The sequence below is a fragment of the Mycetocola sp. TRD_SC_2 genome (assembly GCF_055361225.1).
In genome coordinates, this window is the sequence record NZ_CM143954.1 from 2,897,409 (window position 1) to 2,912,991 (window position 15,583).

Below are 15,583 nucleotides of genomic sequence, written 5' to 3' on the forward strand. Positions count from 1 at the left end.
GCAGCATGACCGACGCCGATCGGCGCGGTCTTCGGTGTGCTGCTCGTCACCTCCCACCAGTTGCTGTGGGGCGTGGCGTGACGCGCCCGCTGACGTCGCTGTCGAGAGACGTCGTCGGATCCTGGTCGCTACCCGCGAAAAGCCCGAGCGGCGAGAAGGAATATCGGCGAGTAGATCAGGGCCAGCAGGGCGGTGTGTGTTGCGATGAATCCGAGGAAATCGCCGGGATGTCCTGGCACCGCCGCGTACTCGCGCAGTTTCTTGAGCATCGCCGACGGGTGGCGGATATCCCAGCTGTTGAAGCGAAGGTAGCGTCCGAGATACATGCCGACGGTCCCAAGAAGGAGAACCCCGAGCGCGAAAACCCAGGATGCTGCTGGCGCCGTCGGCGCGCCATCATCGACGATTGACCAGACGATGATGTGCATGACAACGAGGCTGACGACCACGTTTACGATTCCTGACATCGCCAGTGTCAGTGTCTGGACGATGTCGAACCAGAGCGGAACGGCATCCTGCTTCGACCGGTGTGACAGGTTGAGTTCCGTGATCAGGTAGGCGGAGTTGGGAAGAAAGAGCAGCCACGACGCCGCAACCACGACGAGATAAATCCAGAGGACGACCGGGCCCGCCCATGTCGCGTTGATGATGCTCAGAATCGGCGGGATCGAGAAACTCCCGATCACCAGCAGCAACGAAATGACGACGGGGATCATCGACAGGCCGATATTGAGCACCATCGGCCGGTATACCTTGACCCGATAAACCCGACTTCGCAGCAGGACCAGAAGCAGCGCATACCCGTTGAAGAGCGGGACGCCCAAGAGGCCGATGAGCACAGGATGCACGGTCCCCTCCTCCGTGTGAGGTCTAAAACGTTATCGAACAACAGCAGGAACGGCGCGACTTTTTCGGATTCGAATTCTGACGGAAACGGAGGAGAAACCCGTCGGCAGAAAGATGAAGTATGGCTGCGACGAAGAGAAGACGAGCACTTCACAACCTGCGCTGCGACAACTGCGGCCAACTGCCAGAGCCACCACGCTGGCGTGCGACCCTTGCCAGCATTGCCGCGGTTTTCCCTCTTGAGCTCGCGGTCCATTTCGCGGTCTTGCAGACGCACCTGCCGTTGTTTGCGAAAGTATTCGCTCTGGCGGTCACCGCGACGGTTCTCGTGGTGTGGGTCGCTGAGCCATCCGTGCGAGTGGCGTTGTCCACCTGGCTGCATCGGAACGAACTGGATAAACGAAGTACCCTCGACGCGTCGGCAGCGCTGTGGCGGGTGCGCGTCACCGTGCCCGACCGCCCTGGTTCACTTCGCCGCCTGACCAGCGGTCTGAGCAAACTGGGTGTCAACATCGTGAGTCTTCATGTCCATCCGTTGCCCGACGGCGTGCTCGACGAATTCATCCTGAGCGCACCGGAGGGCGTCGACCGGAATGACCTCCACGAGGCCCTCCGAGACGCGGGAGGTCAGCAGGTTTTCATTACGCGCTCCACCCCTGTCGCCGCCGTCGACAACCAGACTCGAGCGTTGAGCATTGCGGTCGCTGTCGCGAGGGACCCGGACGCTCTCGGCGAAGCGCTGTCAGAGCTGCTGCGTGCCGATCAGGTCTCCATGACATCTGCGGGCGGCACCGTTCTCAAGGTTCCATCCGTTCGGCATGGGGCTCTGTTGTTTTCGCGGGCAGGCGAGCCCTTCACCCCGGCGGAGTCCGCCCGGGCGCACCGGTTGGCTGAACTTGCCGAGGCCGTCGCGCTCAGCCGACTGCGCCGTGAGTAAGAGCCACGTCGAGGTTTCCATACACCCGCAATACACCCCAACTCGTAGGATCAACCCATGCGTGTCTTGGTCGTCGAGGACGAGCCCTACATGGCTGAGGCCATCCGCGATGGGTTGCGCCTCGAAGCGATCGCCGCCGACATCGCCGGTGACGGAAACACCGCCCTGGAGCTGCTGAGCATCAACAGTTATGACATCGCGGTGCTCGACCGTGACATCCCCGGGCCGTCCGGTGACGAGGTCGCCGCGAGCATCGTGGCATCGGGAACCGGCATGCCGATCCTCATGCTGACCGCCGCCGACCGGCTCGACGACAAAGCCACCGGGTTCGAGCTCGGGGCTGATGACTACCTCACCAAACCGTTCGAGCTCCGCGAACTGGTGCTCCGGCTGCGGGCGCTTGACCGCCGCCGCACCCACAACCGGCCGCCGGTTCGCGAGATCGCGGGGCTGCGGCTCGACCCGTTCCGCCGCGAGGTCTACCGCGATGGCCGGTACATCGCCCTCACTCGCAAGCAGTTCGCCGTGCTCGAGGTTCTCATCGGCGCCGAGGGCGGTGTCGTCAGCGCCGAGGAACTCCTCGAGCGGGCGTGGGACGAGAACGCGGACCCATTCACCAACGCCGTGCGCATCACTGTGTCGGCTCTGCGCAAACGGCTCGGCCAGCCGTGGGCCATCGCGACGGTGCCGGGTGTCGGCTACCGCATCGACACCGAAACGGATGCCAGTGGGCACGGCAACACGGATGGCTAGGTCGCCCGGGCTCAGCGTCCGGCTCAAACTCACCCTCAGCTACGCGGGCTTTCTCCTGGTGGCGGGCGGCCTGCTGCTCGCCGTCGTCTGGCTGTTCCTCCTCCGCTACGTGCCGAGCAACGCCGGCTGGACCACCAATGGCTTCGTTCCCGGTCGCGACGATCTCGTGCGCGCATTCGCCCCGCCGCTCGCGTGGGCGCTGGTGTTTCTGCTGATCTTCGGCCTGCTCGGCGGCTGGATCCTCGCCGGGCGGATGCTCGCACCCCTGAACAAAATCACAGCAGCAACGCGCGTGGCGGCCACCGGATCGCTGTCGCATCGCATCGCGCTCGACGGTAGGCAGGACGAGTTCCGCGAACTCGCCGACAGCTTCGACACCATGCTCTCGAGGCTCGAGGCGCAGGTCGCTGAACAGCAGCGGTTCGCGGCGAACGCGTCGCACGAGTTGCGCACCCCGCTGGCGATCACGCAGACCCTCCTCGACGTCGCGCTCAGTGACCCGGCGAGCGTCAGCCCCGAACTCCACGAACGCCTCCGCGCCGTCAACGCCCGCGCAATCGACCTGACCGAAGCCCTGCTTGTGCTCAGTCGCGCCGACCAGGGATCCTTCGAGCGGGAACGGGTCGATCTGTCACTGCTCGCGGAGGAAGCATCCGAGACGCTGCTTCCCCTCGCCGAGAAGCACGGGGTGACGATCGAGACTTCCGGCGAGATCGCACCCGCCCTCGGCTCCCCCGCTCTGCTGTTGCAGCTGACCACCAACCTCGTGCACAACGCGATCATGCACAACAACGCCGACTCCGGAACAGTGCGAGTGACCACCACCGCCGGCCCGGAGTTCGCCACCCTTATGGTCGAGAACACCGGTGCTGAGCTCTCCCCGGAACTCGTGTCGACGCTGACCGCACCGTTCCAGCGCGGTGCAGAACGCATCCGCTCACATTCCTCGGGTGTGGGCCTGGGTCTCGCGATCGTGAGAAGCATCACGCGCGCGCACGACGGCATCCTGACCCTCTCCCCGCGGGCAGGCGGCGGACTCCAGGTCACCGTTCAGCTGCCCGTCGCGCCGCGCGCTGACCGCTAGCTGCCGCGCATATCGCGGGCGTATGCAAATGCGCATACGGTCTCGCAACGGCCGCTCACGTTGGCTGGAGACATGTACTCCGCCTCGCCCACCACCTCCCGCGCAGCCCGCCGCCGCCGCACGACCGCCATCGGTTTCACCCTCCTCGTCGCCCTCGTCGTCGCCTTCTTGATGCAACAGATCGTCGCCGCCTCGGCCGATCTCTCCGGTCCGTCCGCCCAGGGAGTTCCGTTCCTCCCGGACGTCGACGCCGAGCTCACCGCCGACGACGGCGCCATCCCCGACGGCCGGGTAGCCTCCGTCTTCGACGACGATCTGCCAACAATCTCGAAGCTCGACCCCGAACTCCTGGCGGCGCTCCGGCAGGCCGCCACCGACGCTGCCCAGGACGACGTCAGCTTCCAGGTCACCAGCGGCTGGCGTTCGCCGGCGTACCAACAGCGACTTTTCGACGACGCGGTCAGGACCTACGGTGCAGAAGAGGCGCCGCGCTGGGCCGCGACACCGGAGACATCCGCTCACATCACCGGGGATGCCGTCGATCTGGGACCCTTCGACGCGACCTATTGGCTGTCACAGAACGGGGCCGCGTACGGCCTGTGCCAGACCTACAGTAATGAGTCGTGGCACTTCGAGTTGCATCCCGAAGCTCTGACCAGCGGATGCCCCGAGATGTACGCGGATGCGTCCGAAGATCCGCGGATGCAGCGATGACCGCCCAGACCGCGAGCCGTCAGTGTTCCTTACTACCGGGCGATTCCCTCGACGTAGGCAGCCAGGTTGCCGAGGGTCTGCTGGCCACCCTCGATCGCACCGTGCTTGGTGATGGCCTCGTCGCGCTGCTCCTGAGTCGGGAACACCGCGAGCATCTCGATTCGGGTCGCCTGCCCCTCTGCCTCAAAGGTTAGGACCGACTCGAACGCATTCGGGTCACCGCGGTACTCGCCATGCAGCATCGCGATGCGCTCCGGCGGGACGATCTCGGTCCACGTGATCCACTCGCTGTAGTCGGTGCCATCGGGCCCGTGCATGACGAAGTCCCACTCGGCGCCGGGGCGGAACTCGAAAGACCTCGTGGTGGTGGTGAACCCTCGCGGCCCCCACCACTGCGACAGGTGCCGCACGTCGGTGAACGCCTCGAACACCAGCTCCCGTGGGGCGTCGATGACCCGGGAGATGACGATCTCGCGGTCGGCCGTGACAGACGGTGCCGTCTCTCCGTGTTCTGTGGTGCTCATCGTTCTTCCTCTCTGTCCTGCTTCAGGGTTTGCACATAGGCGTCAAGCTGGTCGAAGCTCTCGCTCCAGAACTGCTCGAATCCGCCCGTCCATTCGTGGATCGACCGCAGTCCGCCGGCCTCGAGACCGTACACGCGCTGCTTGCCGGATTTGCGGTCACGCACGAGACCGACCTCGCGGAGAACCCGCAAGTGCTTGGACGCCCCCGGTTGCGACATGCCCAGCTCTTCAGCCACCTCCATCGCTGGCCGTTCGCCTGACCGCAGCAGCGTCAGGATCTCCCGGCGCCGGGGTTCGGCTATCGCGTTGAAGACGTCTGAGGTTGTCGCTGCTCGTGCCATGGAGAAAACATATACCCATATGGGTAAGCGTTACAAGATCCTGATTAGGATTGCGACGAATTCAGCGTCACCGGCGCGATTCCCGCCTGACTGACCCAGGTGGCGACGAATCTTTCGATCCGCTTGGCCCGAAGGGCATCGTTGGACGCTGTGATCACCTGGTGGATTGCGAGGTAGCGGTCGGCGCGAGTCAGCGCGGCGAAATGCGCCGCCGCGGCCGGTGACTCGACGAGTGCCGATGCGAGGTCGTCGGGCACCGTGGCATCCGCCTGCCCGGAATACGCGCGGTCCCACCGGCCGTCCACTTTGGCTCGCTCGATCTCGGCGTGCCCGCGCTCGCGCATGCGACCTTCGGCGATCAGCCGGGCGACGATATCGACGTTCCGCTTCGACCAGATCGAGGCTTTGCGGCGCGGGGTGAAATGCTGCAGGTACGTGGTCTCGTCGAGGGCGTTGCGCCGGCCGTCGATCCAGCCGCTGCACAGAGCTTCCTCGAGCGCTTCGGCATAGGTCAGCGACGTCGGCTCCGTCACGCCCTTCTTCGCAAGCACCAGTCGGATGCCATCGGAACTGGATTCGTTCGCGTCGAGCCACGCGCGCCACGCGGCGGCATCCGCAACGACAAGCCGGTCGGACGGGAGCGTGGTATCCATACCGCCCACTGTGGCATCCGTTGCGGTCAGGTTGTGACCTCTACTCGGGCGCTGGCTGCTCCCGCTGGCTGGAGCGAAGCGAAGCCGAGGGCCGTCAACAAGCGAGTCCCGCCACCCTCACACGTTCAGGTCGTAGACCAGAACCTCAGCCGCCCAGGTGCCGATCATCTCTTTCACCGGTTCGTGCTCCGGGTGCGGCAGGTACTCATCCCGTGCCGTCTCACTTGCGAAGGTGATCGCCAGTGCCCACTCGAAACCGTGTTCCCTGCCCTCTGGGCTGGAGCTCGGCCCTGAGCCGATGCTGAGGATCCCCGGGATCCGGTCGGGCAGCGCGTTGACCGCGCCGGTCAGCCGGTCGAGGTCGTCCTTTGCCGGAGGCGAGTTCCAGCGGACGAGCACCATGTGCAGAACGTTCGAAGATGTCATGAAGCAATTCTGCCCTCAAGCGCCGGCTCAGCGTCAGTACGTTGAACGGCGGTCAGGAGCCGAGGCGTACCGTCCGTATTCCGGCCGAGCCACCCGTGAAGGATCAGCACGAGCGCCGTTCCAGAAAGCAGGCCGTCGGCGATCCCGGCGGGCAGCAGGAAGATCATCAGCACGAGAGTGACGACGCAGTTGATCAGGGAGAGGGCGAGACCCCATAAGCGGTTCCTCCAGAGCGCAACGGCGCCGGTCACGCGAAGCGCGGCGAACACCCCACTCATCGCCATCATGAGATACAGGTTGTCCTGCAGGTAGGGGAGCGCGAAGATGTCCGCCCGCTCAGTGAGAACGCCCTGCGGGATGCCGCTCACGATCAGGATGACGACTCCCAGAACGACGAGGCCCTCCATGAGCACACCCTGCGCGAAAAGTAACCCAGACGCCCACCGCAGTTCGCGGTTTGCCCGCGGTCGATTCCCCATGTCGCAAACGTAGCGCAGGCGGCGGAACAAACGGGATCGACGTCCGCACGAGGCCTCGGCCCGTATCCAAAGTCCTTATGCCGCCCCGGACGAACCAGGATGCTCCGCCCCCGTCGCGATACGCGCGGCCGTTGACGAGATGGTGGCGAAAGCTGACCGCAACTCGGGAGGGTCGATCACGGTCAGCGGTTTGTTCAAAAGCAGCAGCCATCGCGCCATCGCGTCGTAGCTGTCGGCACCGGCGGTGACGATCGAACTCCCGCCGGGCTCGTCGACGATCGTTCCCCACGCGGGAGAGATCCAGGCGGCCACGTCGGACATCGGCGCGTGAACCCGGACCGTGCCCGAGACCTGCTGCATTCCTGTGCCGATCTGGCGTGTGACGTATGCGTCCAGATCCGGTGGGGGTTGGCGTGGGTAGTTCGGCACTGACGTGATCACCGGTTCAGTGATGCGGTCCACCCGGAGCGTACGCCACTCTCCGCGGTCGGTGGCGAAAGCGACGAGGTACCAGCGGTTCATGGTGTGGACGAGGTGAAACGGTTCCACACGCCGAGGACTGCTCGCTCCAGAGTGCCGCTCATAGACGCAGGTCACCTGCCGGCGGCTGCGGCACGCCTTCGCGAGGAGCAGGAGGGTGTCGATCGACGTTGATGTCGCCGAAGCTCCGATCAGGTTCCCCAGCTCGAGATTGCTGGAGTGGTCCGTGAGCGCCGCGACCGCGGCCTGGAGCCGTTGCGGCATGGCGGCGCGAATCTTGCCGAGCGCGCTGAGGGCGTCGGCGGCATCGGTTGAGCTCTGCCCGGTCGCGGCGTCCTGGAGCGCGACAACGGTGGCGACCGCTTCAGCTGCATCGAACATCAACGGCGGAAGCGCAGCCCCGGCTTCGAGCTCGTAACCACCACCTGCTCCATGAATCGTCGCGATGGGGTAGCCGAGCTGCCGGAGTCGCGTCACATCCCGTCGCACCGTGCGTTCCGTGACCGCGAGTTCGTCAGCGAGCTGGGCTGAGTTCCAGCTGCGGGAGCGTTGCAGCATGGCCAGGAGGCGAAGCAGCCGTTCGGAGGTTTCCCACATGATGCCACTCTCCACCAGATACCGGACAAGAGCTGTCCGGGAGTGCTCCTACCTTGGCACCAGTTCGGCACATCCGCCGGACCTGATCAGAGGGAGCCACACATTGTCAGCACCGATCCCCACCTCGGCCATTCACGAGATCGTGCTCGGTCGGTACCGGAAAGACCACACCGTTTCGCCGTCAGAGTGCCTCGTGACCAGAGAGGCAGCATCCCGGACTCTTGCCCCGGGTGAGGTTCGGGTGCGGAACGACTTCATGCAGGTCACCGCGGTGATGGCGGATCTCATGACGGAGCATCCCGGCCTGCCGATGCCCCCATACGAGCTCGAAACACCGCTGTGGGGTGGAGCGACCGGAACTGTCGTCGAGTCGGCCGCCGACACGCCCGTCGGCACGGTCGTCACTCACATGAGTGGCTGGCGTGAGGAGACGGTTGGCGCCGCCGAGTCGTTCTGGCCGGTACCGGTCGACGTGCTCCCCGGGGCGGAATACGTTTTGAACCAGGGTGTCACCGCGTATCACGGCATCGTCGATGTGGCCCAGGTCACGGATGGAGACGTGGTCTTCGTCAGCGGAGCCGCTGGTGGAGTGGGCTCCCTGGCCGGACAGATCGCCAAGGCATCCGGGGCGAGGCTCGTGATCGGTTCCGCCGGCTCCGCTGCGAAGACCGCCTACCTCGTCGACGAACTCGGCTTCGACGCCGCAATCAACTACCGCTCGGGGGATGTTCTCGGGGAGCTGCGGAGGTTGGCGCCGGAAGGCATCGACGTTTTCTTCGACACGGTCGGTGGTGAGCAATTTGAAGCGGCCGTCCAGGCTGCGGCGCCAGGTGCCCGATTCGCGCTGTGTGGCGCGCTGGCCGGACAGGTCGACGGCGGCCAGGGCGGCAGTCCACGGTTGGACATCATGACCGCCATCGTGAAGCAACTGGAGATCAGGCCCTTCTCGACCTATCACACGCCCGAGCAGATCCGGGCGTGGAACGAGCACTACGGGATGTGGCTGAGCCAGGGAAAGATCGTTTTTCCGCACACCATGGTCGACGGCGGCCTCGCCGCCGCGCCGGAAGCTCTCGACGACCTTCTCAGCGGAGCGTTTCGCGGGAACGTCGTGGTGAGGCTCAGCCGCCCGTGAGAAAGCACGGGTCAGATGCACCGCCGCCGCCGCAAGAATCGCCACTAGTCCGGTGGCTCGCGGTGTCGGCGATCCGCAGCAACGTCTTATCGGCACTCGAGAAGACCTCGAGCATTCCCGAGCTCACTGACCGCGAATGAGCGTCCAAGCGGCTCTTAGCTCGCGGCGTCCTCGAGCACCGGCTCGGCCGGTGTCGGGCTGACGTCACGCTGCGGCAGGAACATCCCGCCGACGAACACGCCGACGAGGATCAGTCCCCAGATGACGGCGGCGGCCCCGCCGCCGACGAGGAACGGGAAGTTCCACACCGAGATCGCGAGCACCCCGAGTAGGCCGATGCCGCCGAGGACCGACGCGACGGTTACCCAGCGCGACGGCGCTTCTCCGGCCTGCCCGCGGTGCTTCGCGGCAAAGGCGAGCACGGCGAAGCTCGTCAGTGCCATCATCCAGATGACCCCGACCGCACCGGCGCCCGAGTACCAGGTGTAGATCTGGAGCACCGGATCGAACTGGGCGAGAGCCGAGCCGATCACGACGACGGATGTGATGCCGCTGACCCACAGGGATGCCTGCGACGGTGCGCGGTGCTTGGGGTGCACGGTCGCGAGCTTCTGCGGCAGGACTCCGCGCTGGCCGAGGGTGAAGAGGTAGCGGGTGACGATGTTGTGGAACGCGAGCATGCACGCGAACATGCTCGTCACGACGAGGACCTGCACGATGTCGCCGACGATCGGTGCGATCACCTCACCGGCCAGGCCGACCACGACACTGTCGGGGTTTGCGGAGGCGGTGGTGACAGCATCCGTGCCGCCGAGTCCGGAGATGACGAGCCACGACGAGACGAAGTAGAGCAGTCCGACCGAGATCACCGCGATATACGTCGCCCGCGGCACGGTCTTCTCGGGGTTCTTGGCTTCGTTGCGGAACACGGCGGTGGCTTCGAAACCGAAGAACCCGAGGAAGGCGAAGAGCAGCCCGAGGCCGGGAGCGCCCGAGAGTGCTTCGGCTGGGCTGAACGGGGTGGTGGTGAGCTCGCGTCCCGAGAACAGAACGCCGAGGTCGATGGCGATCACGGCGACGACTTCGAGCACGAGCACGACGCCGAGGACCTTCGCCGACAGGTCGATGCTGCGGAAGCCGAGGAGTCCGACGATGAGCAGCATGACCGCGGAGATCAGCCACCAGGGCAGCTGAAGGCCGGTCCACAGTTCGATGAGGTTGCCGGCCTGCACCCCGAGGTAGCAGGTCATCGAGACCGTGAGCAGCACGTAGCAGAGCAGCGCGATCGACGCGGTGCCAAGCCCGGCCCGGCGGCCCAGGCCGCGGTGCACGTAGGAGTAGAACGCGCCAGCGTCGGGCACGCGCGGGGTCATCCAGGCGTAGCCGACCGAGAACAGCAGCAGGATGACCGTCGCGACGAGCACCATCAGCGGTGCGCCGATCGACCCGGACACGGTGAGGATCAGCGGAAAGTTCGCCGCCACCACGGTGATCGGCGCGGCGGCCGCGATCACCATGAAGACAATTCCGGGCACGCCCAGCCGGCGGTTCAAAGTGGTTTCTTCCACGGTTCTTTCCTTATGTGTTGAATCTGATGCCGCTGATCGAGTGTTCCTAAACTCGCTGATCGAGTGCGCAGCGAGCGAAGCGAGCCGCTCCCCCACTCGCTGATCAAGTACGCAGCGAGGGAGTGAGTCGCTCCCCCACCCCGCTGATCGAGTAGCGCAGCGAGCGAAGCGAGCCGCGTGTATCGAGATCGCCCTAGATCGCGGCAATACTCCACGACGCGAACGTGACGCCGCCCGGCTGCAACACGAGCAGGTCCTCACCGGAGTTGAAGGCATCCGGCGGGCAGGTCATTGGTTCGACGGCGAGGCCGATCCGGCTGGGCTTCGGCGCCTCCTGGTCGGCGGTGTGCACCTGCACCCACTTGCATGAGGTATCCCAGCGCATGCGAACACCGGTTCCGGATGCCGCGGTGACCTGCACCTCGGCGGTCCGGTTCTCGTTGCGCACCAGTCCGGTGAACGCGTGATCGATGAAGGTGTCGGCGATGACGCGGGGTTCGCGGAAGTCGAAGGTTCCGCCTGACTCGGTGGCAACATCCGCCAGCTCGATTGGGATGAGGCGGTCTTCGGTGACGGTGAGCACCTGTTCGGCGGGAAGGAGGAGGGTCCAGTCGTCGACGGTTCCCTCGCCGGCGACGAGGTAGGGGTGCGGGCCGGTGCCGAACGGGGCGGGTGCGGTGCCGGTGTTGCGGGCGGCGACGGTGGTGTGGAGGCCGTCGGCGTCGAGGACGAACTCCACTCGCACCTGGATGCGGAACGGGTAGCCCTCCTGCGCCTCCACCGTGGTGGCGAGCATGACGCGGTCTTCGGCTTCGTCGAGGGCGATGAAGTCGTGCCAGGCGACGAGTCCGTGCAGGGCGTGGCCGCGCTTCGGTTCGGTGAGGGCGAGTTCGAAGTCGGTGCCGTCGAAGCTGTATTTTCCGTCGACGACGCGGTTCGGCCACGGCGCGAGGGTGGCGCCGCGGTAAGCGGGGCGCACCTCATCGGCGTCGTAGGGAACGACGAGGTCGCGGCCGTTGTGCTGCAGTGACCGCAGTGAGGCGCCGATGCTGGCGATGGTGGCGGTGTATTCGCCGCTGGTGAGCTCGAACTGCGTTCCGGAGAGAGGGGTGGTCATGACTCATATTCTGCCGGGTGTTGCGGCGTTCCGTGTCGCACCGACGCCGTACTCCATCGGCACAGAACGGAGAAGCTCAGGGCGCAACGCCGGAAACGGCCATCTGGGACGCGTTGGCGACATTGCGCCACACCCGCGCACCCGTTGATAAATGGCCAGTCGGAACTCAATGGTTGAGCTCAATCCGATGCGGACGTATCCCGCGCGCGGCGCTACACGAGCTGAAACATGTGGCTCCTACCGAACAAGATTTGGGAGCGGTCACCGACTCAGCCTCCGACGATCGAGTCGGAACTCTAGATCGTCGAGATATTCACAAGCGAGCATGCCTTGAGCTCCGAGCAGCGCCCGACTGATACGTGAACAAGGACCATGTTCTCCGACACAGAGAGATAAAATTAGCTGCCTCAATCGGCACGGTTGTGTCGATATACCTCACCGCAGCAAATCATCGGCAACGCTAAAAACTACTTGAAAAACCTTCGCATGCGATCGTACTGATCCGCCGCCTCGCGAACTTCTCGCGAGTCCACTTCTAGGCGTTCTCTCCAGAGGTGGTCGAAATTGAGCTCATTGTCGTCGTTTTCGCTTTGATCCTTCGTCGCCTCGAACGGCACGCCATTCGGAGTGAATCCAATCATTCGAGCACCTCCTTCAGGGATTTCTTCATGCTACTCCGCTCCTACGTCATGAGGTCAGGTTGACGCGAAAGCCCGGCCCGATCGACCGCCATCGCAGCGGAGAGAAACCATGCATATGCAAGAAGCATCTCCTCGTCAGTGGACGCAAGCGAGTCACCTCGCGAGGACGTCGCCATCAGCATACCCACCACGTTTTCAGCTCCGGCGGTCTTCCGGTCCCTCAGCACGGGCACCGCAAGGAGTGTCCTGTAAATCTCACTGTTCGCACTGGAGACACCGAGCGCTTTGGCGAAAGCGGTCCCGCGCACATCGGCCCGGAAGAAAGCCTTCCCAGCCCCAATGTCTTCGATCAAGTTCTTTAGCGTGGCGTCGCCACTCCTGGCGGAAAGCGTCGCCTTCAGTTCGAGTGGGTTGTTGTTGGTGCTCGCCTTGCGTTCGAGGCGGCTTCCACCTTGGCGAGCGAGCAATTCGTAGTACGACACTTCGACGTGGTCCACATCTTGAACACCGCTTCTCTGCGTCGAATTGAACCTCGCGCGGAAGTAATTCATACATTCATTGAGCGAGTGATGCCGGTAGGTGTTGGTGACGGAGCCCTCGGAAACCTCCTCCACCTTTGAGACTAAGTTGGAGGCGCGGGACTGCATTCCTCGAAGCGCAATGCTCAACTCGACATTGTGTTTCACGTTCAAATCTAAAGCACGAAGGTGGACGAATCCCTTAGCAACCGGCGGCGGAAGAACGATGAGTACCGCCGCGGTGACTAGTACCCAAAGCTTGTGATCATCCACGAAGGACGTTACCGGCCATTTGGAGTCAAGGAGATCCAATTCGAGCACCCCGAGTGTCGCAGTCCCAAAGACCACGATTAGCGTCTCCCACGAAACGAAGAAACCAACCTTCTGCTTCAGAGATTCCCATTTGAGACGCTTCGGGTGTTTGATCACGGGATCAGCATATGGTTGAGAACCTTCCTCCTGGCCCATCAGTCAGATCTCGAAAGCGAGATTGACGAATACGCTCCGTGGAACCGAGCCGGCACGCACACCACAAACCCGGAGGGTCGAGATGAAACAACTTGCGGTCGAATCAAAATGTGGCCTCCCAAGCGCGGCGACGACGGCCTGCAGCGCGCATCTACCTTCGTTAGCTCAGTTTCGCCGTAAGGCCCGAGTTTGGTCCTGGCGGGAGACCAAGTACACGGTCCACCGTCACATCCGCCCGAAGCTCTACCAGCAAATCGGCCGGGTCCAGAATTCGCCCGACGTGAGATTCAGATTCAGGCCTCGGCCTACTCGAGAAGCGACCCCGGTATATTTCCAACTGCTCACCTTCGCTTTCGGCTCGGGCTGCAAGACCGCGGAGATAGAAGCGGTTGAATTCCCCCTCGGCCAGAGTGCTGGGCGCGTTGATGGGTACCTTCTTCACGTATGGCACGCCGTTCCGCTGGCTCTGCTCCTGAGTGTTCAGTACACCGGGAGTCGATAACCACTGTGCCAACGAGTCGTCGTTTCCTGAAAGCAGGGCGTCCCGTAGCTGGCTCGGCCATTCGGCCCTGCCTACAGCGCTCAACCTCGGGCTCATGTATAGGGATCCTGATTGAATATCTCCTTCCAGCTCTTCGAGCATGCATGCTCTCGTTGTCGAATCGAGAGACTCGTAGTGCAACCCCATCCCGCTTCCTTTCTACCGATTTAGATGTGTGGTCAATTGACGATTACGGTGAGTCTGCCGCACCGGCTCCTTAAAGGTTGAAACTCGTCGTACCCAGATCGGGGGTGAGATAGCCAGCCGTACCTTCGCGTAGTCCACTCTGGATTCCGCCAGCGAAGTTCGCGCAGGACGCATCTTTTCTGTCGCGCGGCATTACCGGTACCTTCCGGCGTATAGGCGCCAACACACGCTTCCTTCTCAAGTTCTGGGTCTAGTCCGTACAGTTTGAAAGCTCAGTTCAACCCCGCGGACTGTGCCCAACCGGTCACGGTGACAGCACCTCCGGTGATATCCGTATCGATCTGCACCTTCTGCCGCTCCGCACCGTGGTGGGATGCGACGTGGAGCCAGCCGGCGGCATCCAACCCCTGAGTGGGCATCGCACTCCAGGCGAGCGTCGACACTACGGATGCCCCGGGCAGCACCTCGATCCGCGTCACACCGGGATCCTCGCTGAGCATCGCGCCGCCGTGGTCGACGCTCACGTCGAGCGCGTTGCTGTACTCGTCGGCGAACGCGACATCCGGGTAGCTCTCCACGATGCACGGCGCATCGCTGACGTTCGTTGCCCGCATGACGAGGGCGCGGCTGCCGGCGGCGGCATCCGGCTCCCCCGCGGTCATCTCGAGCTGTCCGCTCGTGCACCACAGCGGGTCGATCTGCCAGTCGCCGAGTGCGACCTGAGGCACCGGGGTTCCGACCGGGGCGGGTTCCGCGACCGGTTCGGCCGGGATCTGCGCCTGCACCGCGGCGAGCGCCAGCGGAGAGGCGACGGTCAGCCCGACGGCCGCGAGAAGGAACAGGAAGATCGCGGGGATGGCGATCATCCGGCGGGCGAAGACGCGGCGTTCCGGCCGCCCGGCGTTGTCGAGGGCGACGGCGATCAGTGCGGGAATCCAGCCGAACAGTAGCCCCCACTGCGCCGCCCCGGCGACGCGTTCGGCGAAGAGACCGAACGGCGTCTGCTGCTGCACGAGTGCGTTGACGAGTTCGACGACGACCGGGATCGCCGGAACCAGAAACCCGGATGCCACGGCGCACAGCCAGTAGGCGGCGAATGCAGTCGCGGTGTTTCCTGGCTGTTGGCGCCGGACAGTGCCGCGAGGGCAGCGTAGGCGGCAAAGATGTCGAGCATCGACAGCGCGATCATGGTGCACACCCACGGTGCGGGAGCGGTGAGTTCCTGCACCGGAATCGCCTCGGGCGCAGCGATGACGAGGACGTGTCGCACCGGGCCGGAGAGCCGCCGCTTGCCAACCAAAGAAGGGCAGCCACGATGGCGGGGACTGCTGCTCTAATCAGGCGCAACTGGGCAAGATAGCGATCCCGAACGCGGCTCGCGCGACACCGAAGCAAGTCGGAGACGGGCGTCGTCAACTCTGGTTGCGGAAATTCCGCTCGCTCAGCCGACCCCGGCGACGGTGCGCACCTGCGCGGTAGGAGACGAGCTCCAGTCGTCAACGGTTCCCTCATCGGCAAAGAGGTGGGCTCAGCCTGAAGCCGAACAGAACCTGGCGCGGTTCCGATGCTGCGGGCGGTGCCGGTCTTGCCCGGGCCTCAGCGTGTCGAGAAGGC

At 64.4% G+C, this 15,583-nt stretch carries 19 protein-coding genes; 6 read left to right on the plus strand and 13 right to left on the minus strand.

Annotated elements, in window-relative coordinates; translation table 11 throughout:
- Positions 1-128: 128 nt before the first annotated feature.
- Positions 129-848, minus strand: coding sequence for a DUF1361 domain-containing protein (locus ACWA1Q_RS13885; RefSeq protein WP_463758182.1), 720 nt, complete (start codon positions 846-848; stop codon positions 129-131).
- Positions 849-967: 119 nt separating this feature from the next.
- Here ACWA1Q_RS13885 and ACWA1Q_RS13890 point away from each other — a divergent pair, with 119 nt between their 5' ends.
- The 4 genes from ACWA1Q_RS13890 (at position 968) to ACWA1Q_RS13905 (ending at position 4,334) form a co-directional block, all read left to right on the plus strand.
- Positions 968-1,783, plus strand: coding sequence for an ACT domain-containing protein (locus ACWA1Q_RS13890; protein WP_463758183.1), 816 nt, complete (start codon positions 968-970; stop codon positions 1,781-1,783).
- A gap of 57 nt (positions 1,784-1,840) precedes the next feature.
- Entirely contained in the window at positions 1,841-2,536 is a 696-nt protein-coding gene (locus ACWA1Q_RS13895) for a response regulator transcription factor (protein ID WP_463758184.1), read from the plus strand.
- Positions 2,529-3,620: a sensor histidine kinase gene (locus ACWA1Q_RS13900; protein WP_463758186.1), complete on the plus strand. Its 1,092-nt coding sequence runs from the start codon at positions 2,529-2,531 to the stop codon at positions 3,618-3,620. Before ACWA1Q_RS13895 ends, ACWA1Q_RS13900 begins: the two co-directional genes overlap by 8 nt.
- Before the next feature lie 72 nt (positions 3,621-3,692).
- A complete protein-coding gene (locus tag ACWA1Q_RS13905) occupies positions 3,693-4,334 on the plus strand; it encodes a M15 family metallopeptidase (RefSeq protein WP_463758187.1) in 642 nt (213 codons plus the stop codon).
- Positions 4,335-4,366: 32 nt separating this feature from the next.
- On the opposite strand, the gene ACWA1Q_RS13910 is transcribed toward ACWA1Q_RS13905, so the two are convergent.
- The 6 genes from ACWA1Q_RS13910 to ACWA1Q_RS13935 form a co-directional block, all read right to left on the minus strand.
- Positions 4,367-4,858 (minus strand): SRPBCC family protein, encoded by a 492-nt coding sequence (locus tag ACWA1Q_RS13910; protein ID WP_463758188.1) that lies wholly within the window; start codon positions 4,856-4,858, stop codon positions 4,367-4,369.
- Positions 4,855-5,199, minus strand: coding sequence for an ArsR/SmtB family transcription factor (locus ACWA1Q_RS13915; protein ID WP_463758190.1), 345 nt, complete (start codon positions 5,197-5,199; stop codon positions 4,855-4,857). The genes ACWA1Q_RS13910 and ACWA1Q_RS13915 overlap by 4 nt, the downstream gene beginning before the upstream one ends.
- Positions 5,200-5,243: 44 nt before the next feature.
- Positions 5,244-5,852, minus strand: coding sequence for a YdeI/OmpD-associated family protein (locus ACWA1Q_RS13920; protein WP_463758191.1), 609 nt, complete (start codon positions 5,850-5,852; stop codon positions 5,244-5,246).
- A gap of 117 nt (positions 5,853-5,969) precedes the next feature.
- Entirely contained in the window at positions 5,970-6,278 is a 309-nt protein-coding gene (locus ACWA1Q_RS13925; RefSeq protein WP_463758193.1) for a Dabb family protein, read from the minus strand.
- Complete coding sequence (locus ACWA1Q_RS13930) at positions 6,275-6,757, minus strand: hypothetical protein (RefSeq protein ID WP_463758194.1); 483 nt, start codon at positions 6,755-6,757, stop codon at positions 6,275-6,277. The genes ACWA1Q_RS13925 and ACWA1Q_RS13930 overlap by 4 nt, the downstream gene beginning before the upstream one ends.
- Positions 6,758-6,832: 75 nt before the next feature.
- Positions 6,833-7,834 carry a helix-turn-helix transcriptional regulator gene (locus tag ACWA1Q_RS13935; RefSeq protein ID WP_463758196.1) on the minus strand — a complete coding sequence of 334 codons (1,002 nt, stop codon included), beginning with the start codon at positions 7,832-7,834 and terminating at the stop codon, positions 6,833-6,835.
- 103 nt (positions 7,835-7,937) lie between these two features.
- Here ACWA1Q_RS13935 and ACWA1Q_RS13940 point away from each other — a divergent pair, with 103 nt between their 5' ends.
- Complete coding sequence (locus tag ACWA1Q_RS13940) at positions 7,938-8,969, plus strand: zinc-binding dehydrogenase (protein WP_463758197.1); 1,032 nt, start codon at positions 7,938-7,940, stop codon at positions 8,967-8,969.
- A 155-nt stretch (positions 8,970-9,124) separates the two neighbouring features.
- On the opposite strand, the gene ACWA1Q_RS13945 is transcribed toward ACWA1Q_RS13940, so the two are convergent.
- The 6 genes from ACWA1Q_RS13945 to ACWA1Q_RS13970 form a co-directional block, all read right to left on the minus strand.
- Positions 9,125-10,537, minus strand: a complete 1,413-nt coding sequence (locus ACWA1Q_RS13945) for an APC family permease (RefSeq protein WP_463758199.1) — start codon at positions 10,535-10,537, stop codon at positions 9,125-9,127.
- Between the two features lie 193 nt (positions 10,538-10,730).
- A complete protein-coding gene (locus ACWA1Q_RS13950; RefSeq protein WP_463758201.1) occupies positions 10,731-11,654 on the minus strand; it encodes an aldose 1-epimerase family protein in 924 nt (307 codons plus the stop codon).
- 467 nt (positions 11,655-12,121) lie between these two features.
- The gene (locus tag ACWA1Q_RS13955; protein ID WP_463758203.1) at positions 12,122-12,295 is read right to left on the minus strand and encodes a hypothetical protein; all 174 of its coding nucleotides are present in this window, start codon (positions 12,293-12,295) and stop codon (positions 12,122-12,124) included.
- A gap of 41 nt (positions 12,296-12,336) precedes the next feature.
- A complete protein-coding gene (locus ACWA1Q_RS13960; RefSeq protein WP_463758204.1) occupies positions 12,337-13,242 on the minus strand; it encodes a hypothetical protein in 906 nt (301 codons plus the stop codon).
- Between the two features lie 199 nt (positions 13,243-13,441).
- Entirely contained in the window at positions 13,442-13,969 is a 528-nt protein-coding gene (locus tag ACWA1Q_RS13965; RefSeq protein WP_463758206.1) for a hypothetical protein, read from the minus strand.
- A gap of 272 nt (positions 13,970-14,241) precedes the next feature.
- Entirely contained in the window at positions 14,242-15,042 is an 801-nt protein-coding gene (locus tag ACWA1Q_RS13970) for a DUF4232 domain-containing protein (RefSeq protein WP_463758208.1), read from the minus strand.
- Between the two features lie 90 nt (positions 15,043-15,132).
- Between ACWA1Q_RS13970 and ACWA1Q_RS13975 the strand changes: the two genes are divergently transcribed.
- Entirely contained in the window at positions 15,133-15,306 is a 174-nt protein-coding gene (locus ACWA1Q_RS13975; protein ID WP_463758210.1) for a hypothetical protein, read from the plus strand.
- Positions 15,307-15,583: the final 277 nt, after the last annotated feature.